The organism is Stenotrophomonas bentonitica (assembly GCF_013185915.1).
In the GTDB taxonomy this organism is placed as follows: Bacteria; Pseudomonadota; Gammaproteobacteria; order Xanthomonadales; family Xanthomonadaceae; genus Stenotrophomonas; species Stenotrophomonas bentonitica.
In genome coordinates this window covers 1,705,289-1,726,064 of record NZ_JAAZUH010000001.1, presented here as the reverse complement: position 1 = coordinate 1,726,064, position 20,776 = coordinate 1,705,289, and the positions used below count along the sequence as shown (strand labels likewise).

19 protein-coding genes are annotated in these 20,776 nt (G+C 63.6%); 8 read left to right on the top strand and 11 right to left on the bottom strand.

Annotated elements, in window-relative coordinates; translation table 11 throughout:
• Nucleotides 1-103: 103 nt before the first annotated feature.
• Together mauJ and HGB51_RS07595 are read left to right on the top strand one after the other, a co-directional pair.
• A complete protein-coding gene (mauJ, locus tag HGB51_RS07600; RefSeq protein ID WP_141739202.1) occupies nucleotides 104-1,432 on the top strand; it encodes a methylamine utilization protein MauJ in 1,329 nt (442 codons plus the stop codon).
• A gap of 315 nt (nucleotides 1,433-1,747) precedes the next feature.
• Nucleotides 1,748-4,042, top strand: a complete 2,295-nt coding sequence (locus HGB51_RS07595; protein WP_070209687.1) for a TonB-dependent receptor — start codon at nucleotides 1,748-1,750, stop codon at nucleotides 4,040-4,042.
• A 146-nt stretch (nucleotides 4,043-4,188) separates the two neighbouring features.
• Here HGB51_RS07595 and phbB read toward each other — a convergent pair whose 3' ends face one another.
• Genes phbB through HGB51_RS07580 form a run of 3 tightly spaced genes read right to left on the bottom strand, consistent with a single transcriptional unit; the run spans nucleotide 4,189 to nucleotide 7,480 of the window.
• Nucleotides 4,189-4,929: an acetoacetyl-CoA reductase gene (gene phbB / locus HGB51_RS07590; protein WP_070209654.1), complete on the bottom strand. Its 741-nt coding sequence runs from the start codon at nucleotides 4,927-4,929 to the stop codon at nucleotides 4,189-4,191.
• A 16-nt stretch (nucleotides 4,930-4,945) separates the two neighbouring features.
• Complete coding sequence (locus HGB51_RS07585; protein WP_070209655.1) at nucleotides 4,946-6,271, bottom strand: CitMHS family transporter; 1,326 nt, start codon at nucleotides 6,269-6,271, stop codon at nucleotides 4,946-4,948.
• A 27-nt stretch (nucleotides 6,272-6,298) separates the two neighbouring features.
• Nucleotides 6,299-7,480, bottom strand: coding sequence for an OprO/OprP family phosphate-selective porin (locus HGB51_RS07580; RefSeq protein WP_070209656.1), 1,182 nt, complete (start codon nucleotides 7,478-7,480; stop codon nucleotides 6,299-6,301).
• Between the two features lie 186 nt (nucleotides 7,481-7,666).
• On the opposite strand from HGB51_RS07580, the gene HGB51_RS07575 reads away from it, so the two are divergent.
• The 5 genes from HGB51_RS07575 to HGB51_RS07555 all read left to right on the top strand — a co-directional run bounded on the left by HGB51_RS07575 (nucleotide 7,667) and on the right by HGB51_RS07555 (nucleotide 12,282).
• Nucleotides 7,667-8,356: a response regulator transcription factor gene (locus HGB51_RS07575; protein WP_171966773.1), complete on the top strand. Its 690-nt coding sequence runs from the start codon at nucleotides 7,667-7,669 to the stop codon at nucleotides 8,354-8,356.
• A complete protein-coding gene (locus tag HGB51_RS07570; RefSeq protein WP_070209683.1) occupies nucleotides 8,343-9,728 on the top strand; it encodes a sensor histidine kinase in 1,386 nt (461 codons plus the stop codon). Before HGB51_RS07575 ends, HGB51_RS07570 begins: the two co-directional genes overlap by 14 nt.
• Nucleotides 9,725-10,765 carry an ABC transporter substrate-binding protein gene (locus HGB51_RS07565; protein ID WP_070209684.1) on the top strand — a complete coding sequence of 347 codons (1,041 nt, stop codon included), beginning with the start codon at nucleotides 9,725-9,727 and terminating at the stop codon, nucleotides 10,763-10,765. Before HGB51_RS07570 ends, HGB51_RS07565 begins: the two co-directional genes overlap by 4 nt.
• Before the next feature lie 166 nt (nucleotides 10,766-10,931).
• Entirely contained in the window at nucleotides 10,932-11,585 is a 654-nt protein-coding gene (locus tag HGB51_RS07560) for a LuxR C-terminal-related transcriptional regulator (protein WP_070209586.1), read from the top strand.
• Nucleotides 11,586-11,754: 169 nt separating this feature from the next.
• Nucleotides 11,755-12,282: a hypothetical protein gene (locus tag HGB51_RS07555; protein WP_070209587.1), complete on the top strand. Its 528-nt coding sequence runs from the start codon at nucleotides 11,755-11,757 to the stop codon at nucleotides 12,280-12,282.
• Nucleotides 12,283-12,322: 40 nt separating this feature from the next.
• Here the strand turns inward: HGB51_RS07555 and HGB51_RS07550 are convergent, their stop codons facing one another.
• The 6 genes from HGB51_RS07550 to HGB51_RS07525 all read right to left on the bottom strand — a co-directional run bounded on the left by HGB51_RS07550 (nucleotide 12,323) and on the right by HGB51_RS07525 (nucleotide 15,699).
• Nucleotides 12,323-12,688 (bottom strand): DUF4288 domain-containing protein, encoded by a 366-nt coding sequence (locus HGB51_RS07550; protein WP_070209588.1) that lies wholly within the window; start codon nucleotides 12,686-12,688, stop codon nucleotides 12,323-12,325.
• A 57-nt stretch (nucleotides 12,689-12,745) separates the two neighbouring features.
• Nucleotides 12,746-13,231 carry a hypothetical protein gene (locus HGB51_RS07545; protein WP_141739250.1) on the bottom strand — a complete coding sequence of 162 codons (486 nt, stop codon included), beginning with the start codon at nucleotides 13,229-13,231 and terminating at the stop codon, nucleotides 12,746-12,748.
• A gap of 56 nt (nucleotides 13,232-13,287) precedes the next feature.
• A complete protein-coding gene (locus HGB51_RS07540; RefSeq protein ID WP_070209589.1) occupies nucleotides 13,288-13,800 on the bottom strand; it encodes a hypothetical protein in 513 nt (170 codons plus the stop codon).
• A 39-nt stretch (nucleotides 13,801-13,839) separates the two neighbouring features.
• Nucleotides 13,840-14,253 (bottom strand): DUF4279 domain-containing protein, encoded by a 414-nt coding sequence (locus tag HGB51_RS07535; RefSeq protein ID WP_084739121.1) that lies wholly within the window; start codon nucleotides 14,251-14,253, stop codon nucleotides 13,840-13,842.
• A 34-nt stretch (nucleotides 14,254-14,287) separates the two neighbouring features.
• Nucleotides 14,288-14,806, bottom strand: coding sequence for a hypothetical protein (locus HGB51_RS07530; protein ID WP_070209591.1), 519 nt, complete (start codon nucleotides 14,804-14,806; stop codon nucleotides 14,288-14,290).
• 431 nt (nucleotides 14,807-15,237) lie between these two features.
• Nucleotides 15,238-15,699, bottom strand: a complete 462-nt coding sequence (locus tag HGB51_RS07525; RefSeq protein ID WP_070209593.1) for a hypothetical protein — start codon at nucleotides 15,697-15,699, stop codon at nucleotides 15,238-15,240.
• A gap of 367 nt (nucleotides 15,700-16,066) precedes the next feature.
• Here HGB51_RS07525 and HGB51_RS07520 point away from each other — a divergent pair, with 367 nt between their 5' ends.
• A complete protein-coding gene (locus HGB51_RS07520; RefSeq protein ID WP_171966772.1) occupies nucleotides 16,067-16,393 on the top strand; it encodes a SymE family type I addiction module toxin in 327 nt (108 codons plus the stop codon).
• A gap of 496 nt (nucleotides 16,394-16,889) precedes the next feature.
• On the opposite strand, the gene HGB51_RS07515 is transcribed toward HGB51_RS07520, so the two are convergent.
• Complete coding sequence (locus HGB51_RS07515; protein ID WP_070209375.1) at nucleotides 16,890-19,538, bottom strand: hybrid sensor histidine kinase/response regulator; 2,649 nt, start codon at nucleotides 19,536-19,538, stop codon at nucleotides 16,890-16,892.
• A gap of 56 nt (nucleotides 19,539-19,594) precedes the next feature.
• Nucleotides 19,595-20,761 (bottom strand): OprO/OprP family phosphate-selective porin, encoded by a 1,167-nt coding sequence (locus tag HGB51_RS07510; RefSeq protein ID WP_070209374.1) that lies wholly within the window; start codon nucleotides 20,759-20,761, stop codon nucleotides 19,595-19,597.
• Nucleotides 20,762-20,776 lie beyond the last annotated feature (15 nt).

Sequence of the window (20,776 nt, the reverse complement as noted above, 5' to 3'; positions counted from 1 at the left end):
CGACCTTGGTAATGTCCAATTCGGACCCAATTCCGACAGACACTGGGAACTATTGACACCTGTCTAGTAGGATAGAAACATCCGGCAGGGCAACTGAGCGCAAATGCGAACGCCATATATTCCCCATGCCTTTGGTGATGCTGTCGATCAGAAGCTTCGTAGCCAAATGGGATGGTTTACGGGAGCAGTTGCGTCGTCCATTCCCTGGCCAGCTAAGGACGTCTGGATCCAATACGCAGGTGACGATTTCATTCTTCGTGGAACGGATAATGGCGAACAGCGGCTGGCGCCAGCGATCACAATGCCGGGCGCCATGCAGCGGCGCGACGAATGTCTATCCAGGCTGTATCGCTTCACCTCGGTTCTGGGCTGGTTTCGCCATGGCTTCGTGGACGTAGTCGATATCATGCACGGGAGTCGGGCGACAGTCTTTGGCGTCGGAACTCGCCTGGCGCATTCCTCAGTCGGGCAGTCCGGGAGTAAGAGTTTCGACTGCAACTATATGCCAATCATCGAGGACGAGAATGTCCGGATCGCATTAGCCTTCTGGCGAGAGGGGGAAAGGTTGTCGGGTGTTCACGACAGCTATGCGTTCCTGAGCTATTTCAAGGTTATCGAGTCGCAGTATCAGGATGGACGAGGGCGGGCCGATTGGTTCACGAGAAACCTCGACCATTTACCTGAAGAGCGCGCAGTTGCTCGCATTGCGGAGCTGCGGGCGGCGGGCGAGGATGTTGGTCGTCACTTGTATGACAGTGGGCGCAATGCCGTGGCTCATGCATCGTTCGGCGGGGATATCGTCGATCCCGATATCCCCTTTGATCGGCGTCGCATTGCCGCAGACTTGGTCCTTATGAGGGAGCTGGCACGGCGCTACATCGCTCACGAATTGAACGTACCTACTGCTAGGTCAGTCTACGCGTCGCGTAATCGGCTGGAACCATGGGAGCCGCTCATTGATCCTCAGGCATTGGCGACGCTCAAGGCCGGCGGTACTCCCGACTCAGCTTTGCTTGAGCTAGAAGGGCTTCGAGTCGGATTGCGACTTTGGCCAGATGACCCGCTTCCAGGCCTCGGCGCCATGACGATGCGTGTGGATGCGGTCCATGAAGGCGCGGCTAGAGTGCTGCTATTTAATGATCGAATGACGATGATGTTTGCCCTTGTTCTGGATTTTCGGAACGGGCAGGTCCACACGCAGCTTGATAACAGTTGCCTCCTCCAGAACGACGAGCATCGTCCGGTCGAGCAAGACGTCCGGGCGTTCTATACGGTATTTCACCGCGTGATAGGAAACGCAGTCGTCGAACTCCTTCTGGAAGGTCGGGAGCCGATTGACTGCGAAGTGGTGATTCCTGTGAACATTCTTCCCCGCAATCCGACCGAGGCGGTTGAGGAAGCTGTGGAAGCTTTCATACGGCAACAGCAATGATGAGGGCGGCTGGCTAGGAGCCGCGGACGGCCGTACCGCGCGTTGCATCTGTAGCTCGCTTCCGCACCGCGCGGCGATGAGTCGCGGGTGTGTCCGCTTCTGGCCACGAGCAGACCCACTCTCTGCTTAGCGACGTCATTGATTTTCAGGCCAGGGCCACATTGCCAGCCTCCATGACCAATGGATCAGCATTCCATGATCAAGGTCGCACTTTGGGCCAGCAGAGTCCGTACGTAAGAATCCCTTAATCTTCCGCTCGCACCATGGCGATGCACCTGCTCCACGCAGGCCATCTCCATCTTGCAACGGACCCTCATGCTCAACCGACCCCTGACGATCGCCGTAGCGATCGCGCTGTGCGCTGCCAATGCAAATGCTGCCGACGTAGACGCAGCGTTGAGCGCGGACTCCGCTGCCACCGCCCGCACCCTGGACGCCGTCTCCGTCATCGGTCAGGGCGAGACCCGCCAGGTGCAGCGCATCACCACCGCCGACAAGCAGGTGTTGCCGCCCGGTACCAGCGCACAGAAGATCCTCGACCGTCTGCCCGGCGTCTCGGTGCAGTCCAACGACGCCTTCGGCGCCAATGAAGAGTCCCAGACCATCAGCCTGCGCGGCTTTGACAAGAGCCGCCTGGGCTACACGCTGGACGGCCTGCCGCTGGGCGACAACAGCTACGGCAACTACAACGGCCTGAGCATCGCGCGTGCGTTGATCGCCGAGAACCTGGCCGGTGCCGAGCTCTCGCAGGGCATCGGCTCGCTGGGCGTGGCCTCCACCAGCAACCTGGGTGGCACCATCCAGTACTTCTCGCAGGACCCGTCCACGGAATTTGGCGGCCGCGCCAGCGTCACCGTGGGCGAGGACAACCAGCGCCGTGGCTACCTGCGCGTGGATACCGGCGACCTCAATGGCTTTTCGGCCTATGTCTCCGGCGTGCATCAAGACGCGGATATGTGGGCCGAGCCGAACCAGAACCAGACCACCAAGCAGTTCAACGCCAAGGCGGTGTGGCAGGTGGGCGACCACCGCTTCGGCGCGTTCGCGGCCACCTCGCGGGTCAGCCAGGCGAACTATGCCTACCTGTCCAAGAGCATGCTGGCCCGTGGCCTGGGCTGGGACTGGAACATCTATGCACCGGACTGGGACCGCGCCCTGGCCGCCGCCTACTGCGCACCGGCCACCTATGATGCGCAACGCTGCGCCTTCAGTGGCGGCGTCAACAGCATCGACGACGCGTACTACCAGAGTCGTGCGCTGCGCGACGACAACCTGTACGCGCTCGACGCAGACTTCGCGCTGGGTGACGCCGCTCGCCTGAAGCTGCTCGGTTACCACCATGAGAACCGTGGCCAGGGTCACTGGTGGGCGCCGGGCCAGCCGTCCAACCCGGGCACGCCGCAGGCGCTGCCGATCTCCATCCGCAGCACCAACTACACCATCAACCGGCAGGGCATCACCGCTGCGCTGAGCTGGCAGTGGGGTCTGCATGAGCTGGAAGCAGGGCTGTGGTACGGGCGGAATGACCACAACGTTGAGCGCAACTTCTACTACATCACGGGTCCGTTCCTGGACGACGGCTACCTGAACTACCCGAACCGTCGCCTGTTCGACCAGGACTACGACATCCGCACCCGCCAGTTCTACGTGCAGGACCGCATGCGTTTCCTGGACGACCGGCTGACCGTGGACGTAGGCATCAAGAGCCCGAACACCCGCATGACGGCGGTTTCAAAGCCCGGAACCGAGTCCAGCTATGCGTCGGGCACGCTCACCGCGAAGGAGTCGGTGCTGCCGCAGGCAGGCATCGGCTTCAAGCTCAGCGAGCGAAATGAGGTGTTCGCGTCCTATGCAGAGAACATCGCCGCGTTCGTCGGTGGCGGCAGTGGTGGCCCGCTGCAGGTCTCGCCGGAGTCGTTCGCGGCCAGCGTGGATGACCTGGAGCCGGAGAAGTCGCGCACGCTGGAAGCAGGCTTCCGTACGTTTGGCGATAAGTACGAAGCCTCCATCGCGGCCTACCACGTAATGTTCGACAACCGCCTGCTGTCGCTCAACCCGTGCACCAGCATTGAGGTGGGAACGCGGCCGGAGTGCATCACACGCTTCATCAACGTCGGTTCGGTGAAGAGCCAGGGCGCCGAGCTGACCTTCATCCTCAAGCCGGTGGAAGGGCTGCAGTGGTACAACGCGGTGTCGTGGAACAAGACTACATACGAGGATGACTACATCTCCGGCGGTGTCGTGGTACCGGTGGCCGGCAAGATCACCGTGGATACGCCGCAGCAGATGGTGTCCAGCGAGATCAGCTGGAACCGGGACGGCTTCTTTGCCAGCCTGCGCGGGAAGTACACCGGAAAGCGGTACTACACATATATCAATGACCAGTCGGTGCCCGGTGTGACCACGTTTGACGCCGGTATGGGGTATTCGTTCGGTCCGGGGATGGGGCTGCGGGATGTAAAGGTGGCGCTGAATGCCACCAACCTGACCAACAAGCGATATGCAGGTCAGCTGAGTTCGTTCGCGCCGACCGACCCCAATGGAACGCGCTACGCGATTCACGCAAGCGCGCCAAGGCAGGTATTCCTGACCTTCGGCGCGGAATTCTGACGTAGTGCCGGCCGCCGGCCGGCTCCAAGCGGTCTACGTCTCGTGCGACATACCGCCTGGAGCCGGCCAGCGGCCGGCACTACGAGGGTCGGGTGCGGCCGGCGGTTCGAGGGTCGGGTGCGGCCTGCCGTTCGGGGCGGCGCCGCTCAGAACATATGCAACCCACCATTCACCGCATAGTCCGCGCCGGTCACATACGCCGCATCATCCGAAGCCAACCACGCACACAGGCTGGCCACTTCTTCCGGCTTGCCCAGGCGCCTGATCGGCACCGATCCGGCCAAGCGATCAAGCACATCCGGCGGAAAGCTGCTGATCGACTGGCTGGCGATATACCCGGGCGAGATGGTATTCACCGTCACCCCGCGCGTAGCCACCTCATTGGCCAGCGCCCGGCTGAACCCATGCATCGCCGCCTTGGCGGTCGCAAAGTTCACCTGCCCAATCTGGCCCTTGTGCGCGCTCACCGAACCAATGTTCACGATCCGGCCCCAGCCGCGTGAGGCCATGCCGTCGATCACCTGCTTGGTGATGTTGAACAGCGCATGGAGGTTCGAGCCCATCACCGCGTTCCAGTCGTCCTGGCTCATCTGCCGGAACAACACGTCGCGGCTGCCGCCGGCGTTGTTCACCAGCACGTCGATCTCGCCCACCTCGGCCTTGACCTTGGTGAAGGCCGCCACCGTGGACTGCCAGTCGGCCGCGTTGCCTTCGGAGGCGATGAAATCAAAGCCCAGCTCGCGCTGTTCGCGCAGCCATGCGGCCTTGCGCGGTGAATCGGGTGCGCAGCCCGCCACCACAGTGTGGCCGTTGCGGGCCAGCTTCTGGCAGATGGCGGTACCCACGCTGCCCATGCCGCTGGTGACGTATGCAATGCGAAGAGTCATTTCAAGTGCTCCAGGATCAGGCCGCGAAGGGATACAGCGCGCACAGCAGGCTGCCGAACATCAACACCAGTGAGACCATCACCGCCCACTTCAGGGTGAACTTCTGGTGGTCGGCGAACTCCACCTTGGCCAACCCCACCAGCAGATAGGTAGAGGGGACCAACGGGCTGAGCAGATGCACCGGCTGGCCGGCGAGCGAGGCGCGCGCCATTTCCACCGGGGTGATGCCGTAGTTGCCGGCCGCCTCGGACAGGATCGGCAGCACGCCGAAGTAGAACGCGTCGTTGGACATGAAGAAGGTGAAGGGCATCGAGGCCAGCGCGGTGATCACCGCCAGGTACGGGCCCCAGGCATCGGGAATGACCGCAAGGAAGCTGCGCGACATCGCCTCTACCATGCCGGTGTTGTTGAGGATGCCGGTGAAGATGCCCGCGGCGAAGATCAGCGACACCACCGAAAGCACGTTGCCGGCATGGTTCACCACGCGGCGGCGCTGCTCGGCCAGGTTCGGGTAGTTGATCACCAGCGCGATCGCAAAGCCGACCATGAACAGCACCGGCATCGGCAGCACGCCCATCACCAGCGCGGTCATCAGCGCCAGGGTCAGGGCCAGGTTCACCCACAGCAGCTTCGGACGCTTGGTGTCTTCGGCATCTTCCACGGTGGGCAGCGAGCCGTCATCGGACACGCTGGAATCCATCCAGCTTCCACCCGTCGGCAGCTTCACCACGCCCAGGCGACGGCGTTCCTTCAGGCCCAGATAACACGCCAGCAGCAGCACCGACGCACAGGCCAGCACCATCGCCGGAATCAGCGGCACGAACACGTCCGCCGGGTCCACATGCAGCGCCGTGGCCGCACGAGCGGTCGGGCCGCCCCACGGGGTGAGGTTCATCACACCGCCGGCCAGGATGGTCACGCAGGTCATGTTCAACGCGTTCATGCCAAGGCGCTGGTACAGCGGCAGCATCGCCGAGACGGTGATCATGTAGGTGGTGGAGCCGTCGCCGTCCAGCGAGATCAGCATCGCCAGCGCCGCCGTGCCCAGCACGATCTTCATCGGGTCACCCTTGACCAGGCGCAGGATGATCCGCACCAGCGGGTCGAACAGGCCGGCGTCGATCATCACCCCGAAGTACAGGATGGCGAACATCAGCATCACGCCGGTCGGTGCGATCTTCTTGATGCCGTCGAGCATCATCTGGTCGATACCCGCACCGAAGCCGCCCAACAGCGCGAACACGATGGGAATGGTGATCAGCGCGACCAGCGGCGACAGTCGTTTGCTCATGATCAAGTACATGAACGTAATGACCATGCCAAAACCGAGGATGCTCAGCATCATCTGCGGGTTTCCTTGCAAAGGGGGTTAGAAATCGAACTGCAGGCGGCCGGTGACCGCGCGGGTGTGGTCCACGGTGGCCGCCGCCAGGTAATCGCGGTTGCGGCTGTCGATCAGGTTCAGCATGAAGCGCAGGTTCGGGCGCATGTACCAGTTGCCGCCCAGCGTCCACGCCTCGGTACGCGCATCGATCAGGTCCGGCTGTCCGAACAGGTGCTGCTCGCCGCGCATCTGGTCGTAGCGCAGTGCCAGCTCGAAGGCACCGGCCTTATGTCGGATGTCCTTGATGCGCGCGAAGCGGCCGGTCTTGCGGTCGTAGCCGCGCGACTCGCCGGTGACGAACCAGCTGAGCATGCCGTAGCCGGCCAGCACCGTGCCGCGCTGGCTGCCGTCATCGAAGGTGGCGCCACTGAACTCGCCCTGCCAGCTCAGCGGACCACGCACCTGTGCGTATTCCAGCGACCACTTGTTCACGTCGGTGTCGCGGCCGGACGAGAAGTCGATCAGGGTCAGGCGACTGTTGTCGGAGAGGTGCCCGGCCGGGCGCGGGCGGATCCGCAGGGCCGGCACGCCGTTGGCGCCGGGGGTGTCGTAGCGCTCGTGCGCCAGCGAAAGGCCCAGGTGCAGCACATCGCCCGCAGTGGCGCCGGGCGCCCAGGTGGCACGGCCGCCGGCTGCACGGCCCTTCACCTGCCACGCGTCGATGCTTTCCAGGCTGTAAGCGCTGGCGGCCCAGGTCATGTCGCCCTTGGCCGCCTGCCACGAGGCACCCAGCCGGTACAGCGGCGCCAGCGTGGTGCCGGCGTTGCCGCGCTCCAGGAAGCTGCCGTAGTTGGAGCCGGTGCGGTCGTCCAGCGAGAAGAACTGCTTGAACTGGCCGATGCTGAGTTTGCCGCCACTGAAATCGCGGCTGACATACACGTCCTTGGCTTCCACCCGGTCGCCGGAGAAGTCCGCTTCCAGTTTGTAGTCCACCACGAAGAACTTGCCGGAGACGTCCAGCCAGGCGCGGCGGATCTCGGTGTCGTTCTTGTTCGGGGTGCCGCGCGAATCGTTGTCGAAGTCGGCGAAATCCAGGTGCAGGCGGCCGCCGAGGGTGGCGGTGACCGGGCGGTCGGTGTCGGTGTCGTCGGCGGCCCAGAGCGGGGCGGCGGCCAACAGCAGGGTGCAGGCGGCCAGCCCGCGGCAGCGCAGGAGTTGGTGGTGCATGAACCCTCCCAGGTACATGGCGTGGGAGGGCAGGGCACCAGGGCCGCGCATTCCCGCAGGTTGTCGATGGCGCAGCCTAGATCGGGGAAGCTGTCATCCACCTGTCGGCGCCTGTTGCAGCGCAGCGCGACCCACGAAACACGCCGCTCGCGCTAGGATTCCCGCACCGTTCCCCATTCCTGCCCCATGCGCATCCTGCTGGTAGAAGACAACCCGGACCTGGCCGACGCCATCGTTCGCCGCATGCGCCGCAGCGGCCACGCGGTGGACTGGCAGAGCGACGGCCTGGCCGCCGCCAGCGTGCTGGGCTACCAGAGCTTCGACCTGGTGGTGCTGGATATCGGCCTGCCCAAGCTGGATGGCCTGCGCGTGCTGGCCGGCATGCGTGAGCGCGGCGACGCCACGCCGGTGCTGATGCTCACCGCGCGCGACGGAATTGAAGATCGCGTGCAGGCGCTGGATGTAGGTGCGGATGATTACCTTGGAAAGCCATTCGACTTCCGCGAATTCGAAGCGCGCTGCCGCGTACTGCTGCGGCGCACGCGCGGGCAGGCCAGTGAAGTGGTTCAGATTGGCGGCTTCCAGTTCGACAACGCCTCGCACCGGGTGAGCCTGGATGGGCAGCCCATTGAGCTGCCCAACCGCGAGTACCGCCTGCTGGAAATCCTGATGGGCCGGCTGGGCCATGTGGTCGGCAAGGACGAGATTGGCAACGGCCTGTTCGGTTTCGACGACGAAGCCGGCCCAAATGCCATCGAGCTTTACGTCGGTCGCCTGCGAAAGAAGCTGGCCGACGCACCGCTGCGCATCGTCACCGTACGCGGCAGCGGTTACCTGCTTGAAGCCATCGACGGCACGCCCGATGCCCAAGGCTGAAGCCCGCGCGCCCAGCTCGCTGCGGCGCACCCTCACCCTGTACCTGGGCGTGCTGCTGGCGGTGTTCGCGGTGGCGCTGCTGTTCGCCGCGCGCGACTACGGTCAGCGTGCCGCCAACCGTTCCTACGACCATCTGCTGGTGTCGTCTGCCATGTCCATCATCGACTCAGTGGCGTTGGTGGATGCCCAGTGGCAGGTAGATTTGCCGTATGCCTCGCTCGACCTGCTGGCGATGGCGCCGGACGATCGCGTGTTTTACCGCGTCTACGACGCGCAGGGTCGCACCGTTACCGGCTACCCGGACCTGCCGACACCGCCGCGTACGCCTACCGACGAACCGCAGTTGTTCGATGCGCAGTACAGCGGGGAAACGATTCGGTTCGTGGTGGTCTCGCGGCGGGTTTCCTCGCCCTCGGCACAGGCCGAAGTGCGGGTGCAGGTCGGCCAGACACGACTTGCGCGTGAAGCGGTGGCGCAGGAGATCGTCAACCGCGCGTTGATTGCCATTGTCGTGCTCTCGCTGCTGTCGTTGGCGCTGGTCGCCTTCGGCGTACATCGTGCATTCCGCCCACTGGTGAAGGTGGAACGCGAACTGTCGCGACGCGAGCCGTCCGATCTGAGCCCCTTGGACGCCCGCGTACCGCGCGAAATGGACCAGATGGTGGCCGCGTTGAACCGCTTCATGGCGCGCCTCTCAAGCAGCAATGAAACCCTGCGCGCCTTCATGGCGGAAGCCGCCCACCAGATGCGCACCCCGCTGGCCGCGCTGCGTGCACAGGCGCAGCTCGCGCTCGACGACGAAGACCCCGAAGACATGCGCCGCAGCCTGGTCGCCATCGACCGCAACGCCACCCATATGAGCCGCCTGCTCAACCAGCTACTCAGCGACGCCAGCGTCATCCACCGTTCCAACCTTCAGCGCTTCGCCCCGGTGGACATGGTGGAAACTGTGCACCAGGCCCTGCATGAAGCGCTGCCGCAGGCGCTGCCGGCCCCGCGCGTGCAACTGGCCGTGGGCGTGGCATCCAGCCGAGTGCGGGGCGACGCGCTGCTGCTACGCGAAGCGATCAAGAACCTGATCGACAACGCCATCAAGTACGGCGGCGGCGGCCCGCTGCAGGTGGCGCTTACCGAAGAAGCGCAGCACTGCGTCATCACCATTGCCGACCATGGCCCGGGCATTCCACCGGGCGACGCCGAGCGCGTGTTCGAGCGCTTCGCGCGCGGCGAAGAAGCCCCGGCGGGCGGGGCAGGGCTGGGCCTGGCCATCGTCAAGCGCGTAGTGGACAGCCACGGCGGCCACATCGACCTGAGCAACCGCCCCGGTGGCGGGCTGGTCGCCACCATTCGTCTGCCGAGGTTGCACGCATGATGCGCGCCGTTCTTCTCGCACTGCTGGCAGTGTCCGCGCCCGCGCTCGCCGCGCCGGGCGACATCCAGCGCTTTCCGGCCACCGGCACCGCCACCGCCGAGCTGCGCATCCACGGTTCCACCGACATCGAAGTGTTCAGCACCGTCATCGCCGACTACCAGCGCCTGTACCCGGGCACGGAGGTTGTCTACGAAGATGTCATCACCCAGGACATGTACGCGCAGTACCTGCGCGAGCGGAACCGGCCCGACGGCCCGGACATGCTGATCAGCAGCGGCATGGACCTGCAGGCCAAGCTGGTCAACGACGGCTACGCGCTATCGCACCGTTCGCCGCAGACCGAGGCACTGCCCGCGTGGGCGCAATGGCGGCATGAAGCCTTTGGCATCAGCTACGAACCGGTGGCGATGGTCTACAACACCCGCACCCTGCCTGCCGCCCGCGTCCCCCGAACCCGCAGCCAGCTGCTCGAACTGCTGCGTGCGCCGGATGCCCCGTTGGCCGGCAAGGTGGGCACTTACGACGTGGAGCGCAGCAGCGTGGGCTACCTGCTCGCCACCCAGGACGGCCAGCGCGGCAGCATGGCGGGCGCGTTGCTGGGCGCGCTCGGCGACAACCAGGTTCAGCTGGAAGAGCGCACCGGCGTGTTGCTGGACAAGGTGAGCAGCGGCCAGCTCTCGCTGGTGTACAACGTGCTTGGCTCGTATGCGCAGGCACGAATTGATGCAGGTGCCCCACTGGGCATCGTTGAACCGGAGGATTACACCCTGGTGGTCCTGCGCACCGCCGTCATACCGCGCACGGCCCACAACGCCACCGAAGCGCGGCGTTTCCTCGACTATCTGCTGTCTCCACGAGGCCAGCAGGTGCTATCCCGTGAAGCCAGGCTCATGTCGATCCTCCCCAACCAGCGCAGCCCGACGCCGGGGCGCAGCTACCGCCCGATCCTGCTGGGCCCGGGGTTGCTGGTCTACCTGGATGGCCTGAAACGCCGCCAGTTCCTGGATGCCTGGAAGGGCAGTACGCAGCCCCGCTGACTCCCCGGGCGCGTCTGCTGCGCTCATTTGCGCGCGGGACACGCATGGCGTGTCTCTACGCCGCGACGATGGCATTTTCATACCCCGGTGGCAAAAAACCCACGTAGTGACACGCCATGCGTGTCCGCCCTTAGCGCCAACCCAAAACGCCCCCTACAATGCCCCCATGAGCGAAATCACCATCCTCGTGGCCGACGACCACCCGCTACTCCGCGCCGCCGTGGTCCACTCCCTGCGCCAGGCCCTCCCGGCCGTCCAGGTCATCGAGGTCGCCAGCGCGCAGGCGCTTGAAACGGCATTGAACCAGCACGCCGAAATCGAACTGGTCCTCCTCGACCTCACCATGCCCGGCGCCCGGGGCTTCTCCTCACTCCTCCACGTACGAGGCTCGCACCCGGACATCCCGGTGGTCATCGTCTCCTCCAACGACCACCCCCGCGTCATCCGCCGCGCCCAGCAGTTCGGCGCCGCCGGCTTCATCCCGAAATCCGCCCCGGCAGAAACCATCGGCCAGGCCGTAGCCGCCGTCCTCGACGGCAGCCTCTGGTTCCCCGCCATGGCCGCAGAGCGCTCCGAATCCGACGCCCTGCTCGCAGCGCGCCTCGCCCAGCTCACCCCGCAGCAGTTCCGCGTCCTGCTGTCCCTGGCAGACGGTCTGCTCAACAAGCAGATCGCCTACGAACTGGGCCTGGCCGAAAACACCGTAAAGGTGCACGTAACCGCCATCCTCAAAAAGCTCGAATGCCACAGCCGCACCCAGGCCGCCGTGCTGGTAAAGGCGCTGGAACCCGAAGGCGACGCAGGCGCAGACCTGACGTAACGCCAGACTGCGCGCCGCCCTTCCTGGCGCCGAAACACCCGCGGTAGGGTCGCACCCCAGTCGACCGCCGACCCTGCACCCCACCGCGATAGGGCATGATCCAAACCGAAGACAGGCTTCTCTGCCTGCGATCAAGCAACACCCGCAACAACCCTCAAGGACGAGCCCCATGCCTCTAACCGGCGAACAGATCTTCGTAAAATGCCTCCGGACCGCCCTGCTGGCTGGAACGGCCTACATCCTGTTCGCCCTGGGCGAGCTCATGCTCACCATGACCTGCAACCAGGAACAATACCCAGGCGCCTTCCTCTGGCCATGGCTACTTTCCCTGCTGGTCCTGGCGATCTACTCGAAGTTCGACTTCATGAGAACAGGGCTGTTCAAAGCCAACGTGATTGCGGTTCGCGTGTCAGCAGCCCTCCTGCTGTCAACAGAGCTGGTCGTAATCGCACACCTCGGCAACCAGCTCTCAACATGCCAAGTCGCCGATGACGGCATGATCGCGGCCCCGGGCTTCTTTCTCATGGTCTATACGGCGATAGCGCTGTCACTGTTGTTCGGAGATGCCTGGCTGGGCGTAATCCGCAACGTCATCCGCCTTGGTAAAAGGCCATTCGATCTATCGCCGGCAGATGATGAAGATCCGGTGGAAGCGATCCGCAACCAATCGCGGCGCGCAAGGAGACGGAACCGGTGACAAGGCAGGGGCGCGTCTGCATGACCAGACCGCTGGATCACTACTCTCTGTAAACGACAGCCGTGCTGTCGCCTGAAGCAAGCGACTCAACATCCTGCAGGCTGTCGACCTCAAACACGGAGTAGGTCACTTCAGATCCAGAGCACACCTTTCCGGTCGCGCTGTCTCCATCCGGCTGGACGGCGATGAGCTTGCGTATACCCGAGAAACGATACTCAGCCTTGACGCCGCCAATCTCCAGACAGCTGTCTTCTCCTACCTGCTCGTACTCTGAAGCGAGTCGCTTCGCCTCAAGCAGGGCGTCGTCGGGGCTGGCAGCCTCAATGAGGTACACGTTCTCATGCACGGTAATCGAGGTCTGTCCCTCGTACCGATAATGGAAGATTGCGTGGGCGCAGTACCACATGGGCCACCTCCTCGATTCACTTAGCTACATCAGGACCTGCGGTATGCCTAGGCAAGTCTAGCTACCGGGTACACCTGAAGTCTGCAGACGCTTGAACGCTGCTTCTGGATCAATCAGTCGAATACTCTGAGCACACAGCGTGCCCGGCCACTGGCCGAGATGGCCACTACGCGAACTGCCGAACGCGCCCACAATTTCCACCTTCTCGCCGTTGAACTCGAGATCTACCGGAACACCCTCGACCCACAGGCCGGATTGCGCAGGAGCATCGCAGCCTTGGGTTCCAAAGACTCCGCTTAGCTCAAAACCGGCGCAGAAATAGCCTGTAACGGAGAGTTTCCTGCCATCTAGAGACGATGGGTCTGATGTGATGGCTGAAACCGAAACAGGGAGGGCCGGGCCCGGCAACCCGGGGCATGAGGAGAAGGTAATTAGCTTGGGGTCATCGTTCTGGCGGGCCCTAGGCCTGTCGCTGCAACCGGTGCCAGCGGTGAGTAGCATGAGAACGAATCCCACAACGATACCGGCCTTACGCATTTTCATGGATCAGCTCCAGTGACAGTAGCGCGACGTGTGTCGTCATGGCCGGGATGCACGCCTCATCTTGGAGCCTCTGCGAAGACTCCGCGCTCGCCCTCCAACAGATAAATTGATTCCGGAATGCCTTTGACGCCGAAGTTCACGGTCATGATTGCGACGATGCCTCGCTCCCTGTCAAACAGGTAAGCGTTGGCGGCTTTCCCGTCCTTTGTAACATCGACGCGGAGCGTCCGAAGCTGGTGGCCCAGGATCGCAAGATCAACCGTTCGTGAAACCCTGAAGGTGTAAGGAACCTCCTTGTAGCTGGTTCCAGGCTCCGCGCCAACAGGAAGCGGCCGCAGTGCCATGAAATCAACGGTCATGCAGCTCGAATCGCCGTCCCTACAGCGTCCAAGCTCGCCGTAGCTATGACCGTAGCCGAAAAGGCCTTTGTCCACCACGAAGGTGATCCGCGAGGTGAAGTCATCACCCGCCCAGCTCAGGTCGGGGGCGTAGTTGATGTAGGGTTGCGCCTGCGCGCTCTGGGCGCAAACGAGGAGCGCTGTTGCCAGTGCGAAAGATAGCCTGCTCATTGGCTGCAAGTCTTCTGTATGAGTGTAGAGGCTCCTTGATCAGTACGAAGTAAGTATTACGTCGAATCCAAGCGCGGCCAACCTGCGCATGAGCCCAGAGGTCAGCTCCATGCTCAAGCGCGGACCGTCGCTTGGCAGGTCAGGATCGAGCGGTACGAAGATGTCCACCTCCGCCTTCTCGATTCCGCATTGGCCAACGAGGCAGTCCGCATCAATCGCGCCGACCAGCGCCGAGATGGTGGATTCGATCTGATCGGTTCCTACTCTAACCCTGTATCCCCAAAACCCGATGCGCTGCACTACTTGCGAGCCTGAGGAAGTGGTTCGTACGTCTCCCTTGATTCGCGTGCGTGTGGGCGTCAGCCCAATCAGGGCTGATACTTCATCCATCGAAAGCGAGTCTCCATACATCAGAATTGCTATCGCGCAGAATCCATCAGCCTCGCCTGTCATCTGTTCAGTCCTCGGGGGAACTCTACGGGTCAGTTCACACGCTCATCAGGGCATCGAGCCAGGGCATCCGCCATTCGCTGTGCCGATTCCGGACAAGTGGGCAGGAGAATGGGGCGTCAACCTCATCTGAAGGGGGTAATGATCGAAGGACTCCGTTCAGCACGTAGTCGTCGTAGCTGATGTGGAGCGGCTGCACCACGAAGGTGTGGGTCGCGGAGTCCTCTTTGAAATCCATGTCTGCAACCCTCTGTCCATCGGAAAGACTGATCCGTTCTCCAGACTGCTTCGAGGAAAGTGATACATCCAGAAGTGCGAAGTATCTCTCCGGACTGGTCACCGAAAGAACCGCTCTGTAGGGACTGGTCCGACCCTTGTGATCGTCGGACTGAGGGTCGCCCACCAGGGCGGCGCGCAACGTGACTGCTCCTGCCTTGCACTCGGCATCTCGATAGTCGTAGTCGACATATCTGTCGAAGATCAGGATGAACAGCGTCAGAGCTGCTGCGACGCTGGCCACCGCAAGAAGGGCTGTCTTGCATGATTCTTTGCGCATGGTAGTTCGTGATCCCTCTGCTAAAGGAGCAGGAAAGCCACTGAGAACACCAGGGGCGAGGCACCAAGCATCACTCGCGATGTCATGAGGAGGAGCTTGAACTGTCTCGACTGGTTCTCGCGCGGCAGCTCTGAATTTAAGATCATTGACATCACTTTGAGTGAGGTCGACATTCCAGTCTTCAACGTCGCATGGGGTCCCTCTGCCTCTCTTGCCAAGAGCTTCATAGCCCGTCGCGCCAATGCGTAGTAGAGGAGGTTGTAGGCTGCAAGGATGGAGATTGTGTCGCGCGCTTCCACTTTAAGTTTCCTTGGCATCCACGCTCGACGTGAATTGTGGGTTGATGGCCAGCATGAAGCGGTAGCCCTGGCTAGCGTGCCGGCGGTGGAAGGGCTCACAGATGAGTCACAGGTGCCAAGATTGCACTTAAATCAGTAGTCGATGGAACCCAGCTCGACGTCTGAGATGGTCACCTTCTGATTGCCAGTCACGTGGATCGTGAAGTTCTGTTTCCGGTCTATTCGCATGAGGAACTTCTCTTCGCCTGGCGCATTGGGTGCTCGAACTACGGAAATCGAGACATCGCACGGTTGCAGGGTCCAGACTCGCACCGCGACAGGCTTGATTCCGAGGTCGCTCGTGCCAACTGAAATTAGCGTGCACGAGCGCCACCCGCCACGCATGCGGGCCGCCTCGGGGTCGATATCGAGCTGCTCTACAATCACGACCCCTGACTCCACGGACTTGGAAGCAGCTGTACTCCAAAGCTCTTGGGTAGAGACAGTAGTGATCGGCTCGATCTGAACGCTGTCCGATAAGTTGATAGTTGTAGCCTCCGCGCGCACTGCAGTAAGCGCGGCGAACGTCACAGCCAGTGCGAAGGCGGTCTTCATCGGATCCCCGGTAACTGTCCCCATGCAGTTTGCCGGACATTAACTCAGGCGTGGCTTGCCCGCAACTAACAAAGGGGTGCGAGGGTGTAGCGGTGAAATCGTGCCGATCACGACGTTCAGTAGTGCGTGCCTATCGAAATCCAAATATCATTCAAAACAAGCAATTTCACTTTGCGTGCGCCGTGGCGCATGGTGTTGCCTCGGAGCCTGAACACTCCTCGAAAACAACAGTGTGGACGTCTCATGTCGGGAGGGTGGCGGAATACAACACCTTCGCGGGAATACGTCATGCCGTGTGTTTTCGAGCGGTTTCAGCCTCCCGACTCCCTCGCCATTCTGGCGAGGGAGACTTCCACGGAGGTGGCAAATGCGTCGTTCGAATTCCGAAGTTCCCTCAACCGAGCAACCCCAGACCCGTATCGGCATGCATGCGCCGGATACGCTGCGCATTGGCTCGCTCAACCATCCTGGCGGTGTGCCAATGCCCGACGGTGGGCGCATTCCGTGCCTGATGTTGCGTGGCATGTGGATGGAGCGGTTTGAGCTGCCGGTTGGCGGGAAGGTGATCGTGGAGGTGGAGCCGAAGCGGATCACGTTGACGTTGGATGAAACGCCGATTCCGGTGCCGTACCGGTATCGGGATCATGTTCCGAAGAAGAAGCGTCACGCAAAAGGTGCCGATGGGCAGGCGTGATCGGTAGGGTCGCATCCCAATCGACCGCAGGCGATGGTTGTGCGGTCGGTGGGGCATGACCTGAGGCGGAAAAGCGCGTTTCGGTTTGGGGTCATGCCTTCGTCGCGGTGATCACCGTTACGTGCAGTCGACTGGGGTGCGACTCTACCGGGGCTACGTCTCTCGTCAGATCACCCGGTGTTGCTCAAGAGCTTTGATGAGGTGATCTCCCTCGAGCTCGATCTCGGGGATGAGAAAGAGAACGTCTCCGCTTTTGGTGGAGTGAAATTGAACTTCGCATGGTCCGTTGGGCCAGCATGAGATCGTGCCCATGAACTCAGTGGAGTCCAAGTCCAGGCTTGTCTGCCCTTGTTCATGATCTTTGAAGGTCAAGGCATATCCGTTCGAACGTAGTCGAGCGCTGTTTGCCTCCATCCAGTGTCTCAGTTTGGCTGCTTCCATCGTTCCTCCCCCTGGTTTCATTGAACCCTGGCAAAGCGGGTTGCCGCTCGCTTGTTTACCCTCTGTGCCGCACCAACAACTGCGTCATCAACGCCCGCAACGCCGGCGGGCGTACAGGCTTGGGCAGGAAGCCCCAGCCGTTCTCTGATGCATGCGCCTTGAGCGCGTCGTCGCGCTCGGCGGTGACCAGGATCACCGGCGGGCGCGCCTGCCACAGTTCGCACAGCTGCTCGTACAGGTCCGGGCCGTGCCACTGGCCCATGCGTACGTCCAGCAGCAACAACTGTGGCACGTTGAAGGTGGAGGCGATCTCCAGCGCGGCCTGGGGGCCATCGGCCAGCTCCACCATGCAGCCCCAGCGCTCCAGCAGGGCGCGGGTGGCGGCGCAGACGCGCGGGTCGTCGTCGATGCTCCATACCCGGCACTGGCGCAGCGGGCTGTCATCGCCGGCGTCCACGGGTGCCACGGGCGCGGGAACTGGAACGGGAATCGCCGCCGCATCGCCGAGCGCAACGGTTACTGCGAACACGCTGCCCTGGCCCAGGGTGGATCGCAGGCTGATGCGGTGGCCGAGCAGGCGGCCGATGCGCTCCACAATCGCCAACCCCAACCCGGCGCCGCGCTCCTGGTCCACGCCATCGTCCAGCCGGCGGAACTCTTCGAAGATCTCGCCCTGCAGGCTTTCCGGAATGCCCGGGCCCTGGTCGTGCACTTCAATGCGCAGCTGGTCGCCCATGCGTCGGCAGCCGATCAGCACCCGGCCACGCGGGGTATAGCGCAGCGCGTTGGAAAGGAAGTTCTGCAGGATGCGCCGCAGCAGCGCTTCATCGCTGACCACCACGGCGCGCGTGTCCACCCAGTCCAACTGCAGGTCACGGCTCTGCGCGGCGATGCCGAACTCGCGCGCCAGCGTTTCCAGCAGCGGTGACAGAGCGAAGGCGTGCACGTGGGTCTGAAGCGTGCCCGACTCGAGCCGCGAGATATCCAGCAGGCTGTTGAGGATGGAGTCCTGCGCCGCCAGCGCCGCGTCCACATGCTCGCTCAGCTCTCGCGCATCGCCACTCAACTTGCCGCGCAGCACCGATACGAACATGCGTGCGGCATTCAACGGCTGCAGCAGGTCATGCACGGCGGAGGCCACGAAGCGGCTCTTGTAGCGGTTGGCCCGCTCGGCTTCGCGGCGCGCTTCATCCAGGTCGCGGGTGCGCTCGGCCACGCGGTGTTCCAGCGCGTCGGCCAGCGAGCGCAGTTCGCGTGCGGTGTTCTTGTAGGCGGTGATGTCGGCGTAGCTGGTGACGAAGCCGCCATCCGGCAGCGGGTTGCCGCGGATCTCCAGCACGGTGCCGTCGTCTTTCTCGCTCTCGCGCATATGCGGGCGGCCGCTGCGCAGGTGGTTCAGGCGGCGCTCGATGGCCTCTTCAATCGGACCGGGGCCGAGCAGGCCGCGCCGTGCGTTGTAGCGGAAGGCATCGGCAATCGGGCGGCCCACCTGGATCAGGTCCGGCGGGAATCGGAACAGTTCCAGATAGCGCGCATTCCACGCCACCAGTCGCTGTTCGCTGTCGATCACCACCACGCCCTGCGGCAGGTGGGCGAGGCTGCGGGCCAGGCCGCTGTCGGCCTGCTGCGCGGCCTGCAGGATGCCGTCCTGCGCGGTGCGCAGTTCCTGTGCGTGCTGCTGCAGCACCGCTTCCAGCTCCAGCCGGCTGCGCTGGCGGTGCGAGGCCAGGCGGCGACGCTGCTGCACGAACAAGGTAAGGAAGCACAGCGCCAGCCAGATGCCGCCCGCGGCCAGCGCGGTGCTGCGGCCCACGGCAGCGCTGGCGCCGGCGTCGTGCAGCAGGTGCAGCTTCCAGTGCGGGTCGATCAGTACATAGGTCTGCCACAGCACCGGGCGGGGCAGGGAAGGTTGCTCCAGCCGCACCATGCGGCCGCCATCCTCCAGCAGGTTGAGCGTGCGCGAGCGCAGCGGCTGCAGCGAGCGGTCGGCGTACTGGCGGGTGGCCAGCATTTCGCGGCGCTCCGCCGGCGCCAGCGGGCGCAGCAGGCGGTAGCGCCAGTCATCGTGGTTGGACAGGAACACCACGTCGTGCGCATCGCTGGCCATCACGATGTCGGGGCTCTGCAGCCATTCCTGTTCCAGCGCACGCAGTTCGATCTTGATCGCGATCACGCCGAGCACGCTGCCGTCGCTGTCGTGGATCGCCTGCGACAGGAAGTAGCCCGGCACCGCGGTGGTCATGCCGATGCCGTAGAAACGCCCGCTGCCCTTTTCCATGGCCTGCTGGAAGTAGGGGCGGTAGCTGTAGTCCTCGCCCACGTTTGTGGTGGGCTGATCCCAGTTGCTGGCGGCCACCGCTACGCCATGGCGGTCGATCAGGGTCAGGGTGGAGGCGCGGGTTACGTTGTTGGCTTGCTGAAGCTTCAGGTTGAAGCGATGGCGCTCTGCATCATCCAGCGGCTGGCGCAGCGCCTGCTGCAGGTCCGGGTCCAGCGCCATCACCTGCGGCAGGGTGCCAAATCGGTCGATGCGCTGCTGAAGGGTCTGGGCGTACAGGTCGAGCTGGCGGCGTACCTGGGTGCTTTCCGCGGCCAAGGCGCGTTGTTGGGCGTAGCGGCCGGCAACAAGGCCGGCCAGCAGCGTACCGCCCACCATGACCAGCAGGGTCAGAAGCAGCGGGCGGTAGCGGGAGACGCGATACATGGCGTCAGTTTACGGTGTACCGGCGGGTGCACGTTGCGTGCACCCGCCGTGGGACATCAGAAATGAACCTGCGCACGCAGCTCGAAGATTTCCGGCTTCGTCCGCACACCACGACGGCTCGCGTCAGCCCACACGTAGTTCGCCTGGAACTTGAAGTGGCTGGTCAGGTACCAGTTCGCACCCACGGTCCAGTCGTGCTGGCGGCCGCCGAAGACGTCGGCGTCGTCCAGGTCGATACGGCTGTAACGGGCCAGCAGTTCCACCGCGCCGTAGTTGTGGGCGGGCTTCACGTTGGCCACGGCGCCGGCGTTGTACGGGCGCGATTCGCCGGTGACGATCCAGGTGGCCATGGCGTACTGGCCGTCGCCGGTGTAGTCCGGCTTGCCGTCACGGGTCACGGTGGTGCGCAGGGCTTCGGCCTGCACCGAGAGCGGGCCATGGATCCAGATGCCTTCCAGGCCGGTGCGGCGGATCTGGTCGGCGGTAACCAGCGCGCCCGAATCCACCAGGCGGATGTCGGTCAGGCCGGCTTCCGGGCGGGCGCGCAGACGAGCGCTGGCTTCGTGGTGCACGTCGCGGCCGTCGCGGTAACCGCGCGGGTTTTCCTGCGAATAGGCCAGACCGAGGTGGATCACGTCGCCCGGCGCCTTCACCGGGGTCCACACGCCGCGTACGGCCTGGGTGGTACCGGGGTTGTCGCCCTGCAGGTCCTTGCCGCCGTAGGCACCAGCCTGCAGCAGGTAGGCCGGGCGCTCCAGCACCCATTCGGCACCGGTGCGGCGGCCGGCGTAGAACGCCTGCACGGGCAGGGCGGTTTCAACGAAGCTGCCGGCGCGCGAGGAGGTGTTGGCGTCCAGGCCGACCGGGGTCTTCATGTAACCGAAGCGGAAGCGGCCGATGTCCTTGCCGAACAGGGCCTTGCTCTCGAAGCGGAAGAACACGTCCAGCCAGGTGTCGGACTGGAAGTCGTAATACACCATGGCGTCGTACACGCCCTTCTTCTTCAGGGTGGCGCCGAATTCCTTGCGGCGCACGGCGTCGTCGTCTTCAAAGGCGTTGTTGCCGGAGAAGTCGTTGAGGTCGTAGGCGATGTTGCCGGTGGCGGCCAGTTCGGTGCCGTCGCTGAAGGCGACCTTGGTGGGCCAGTTGTCCCAGTCTGCGGCGGACGCAGCAAGTGGGGCGGAAAGGGCGGTCAGTGCAACAAAGAGGGGGGTCAGGCGCATGGAGTGGGTCTGGCT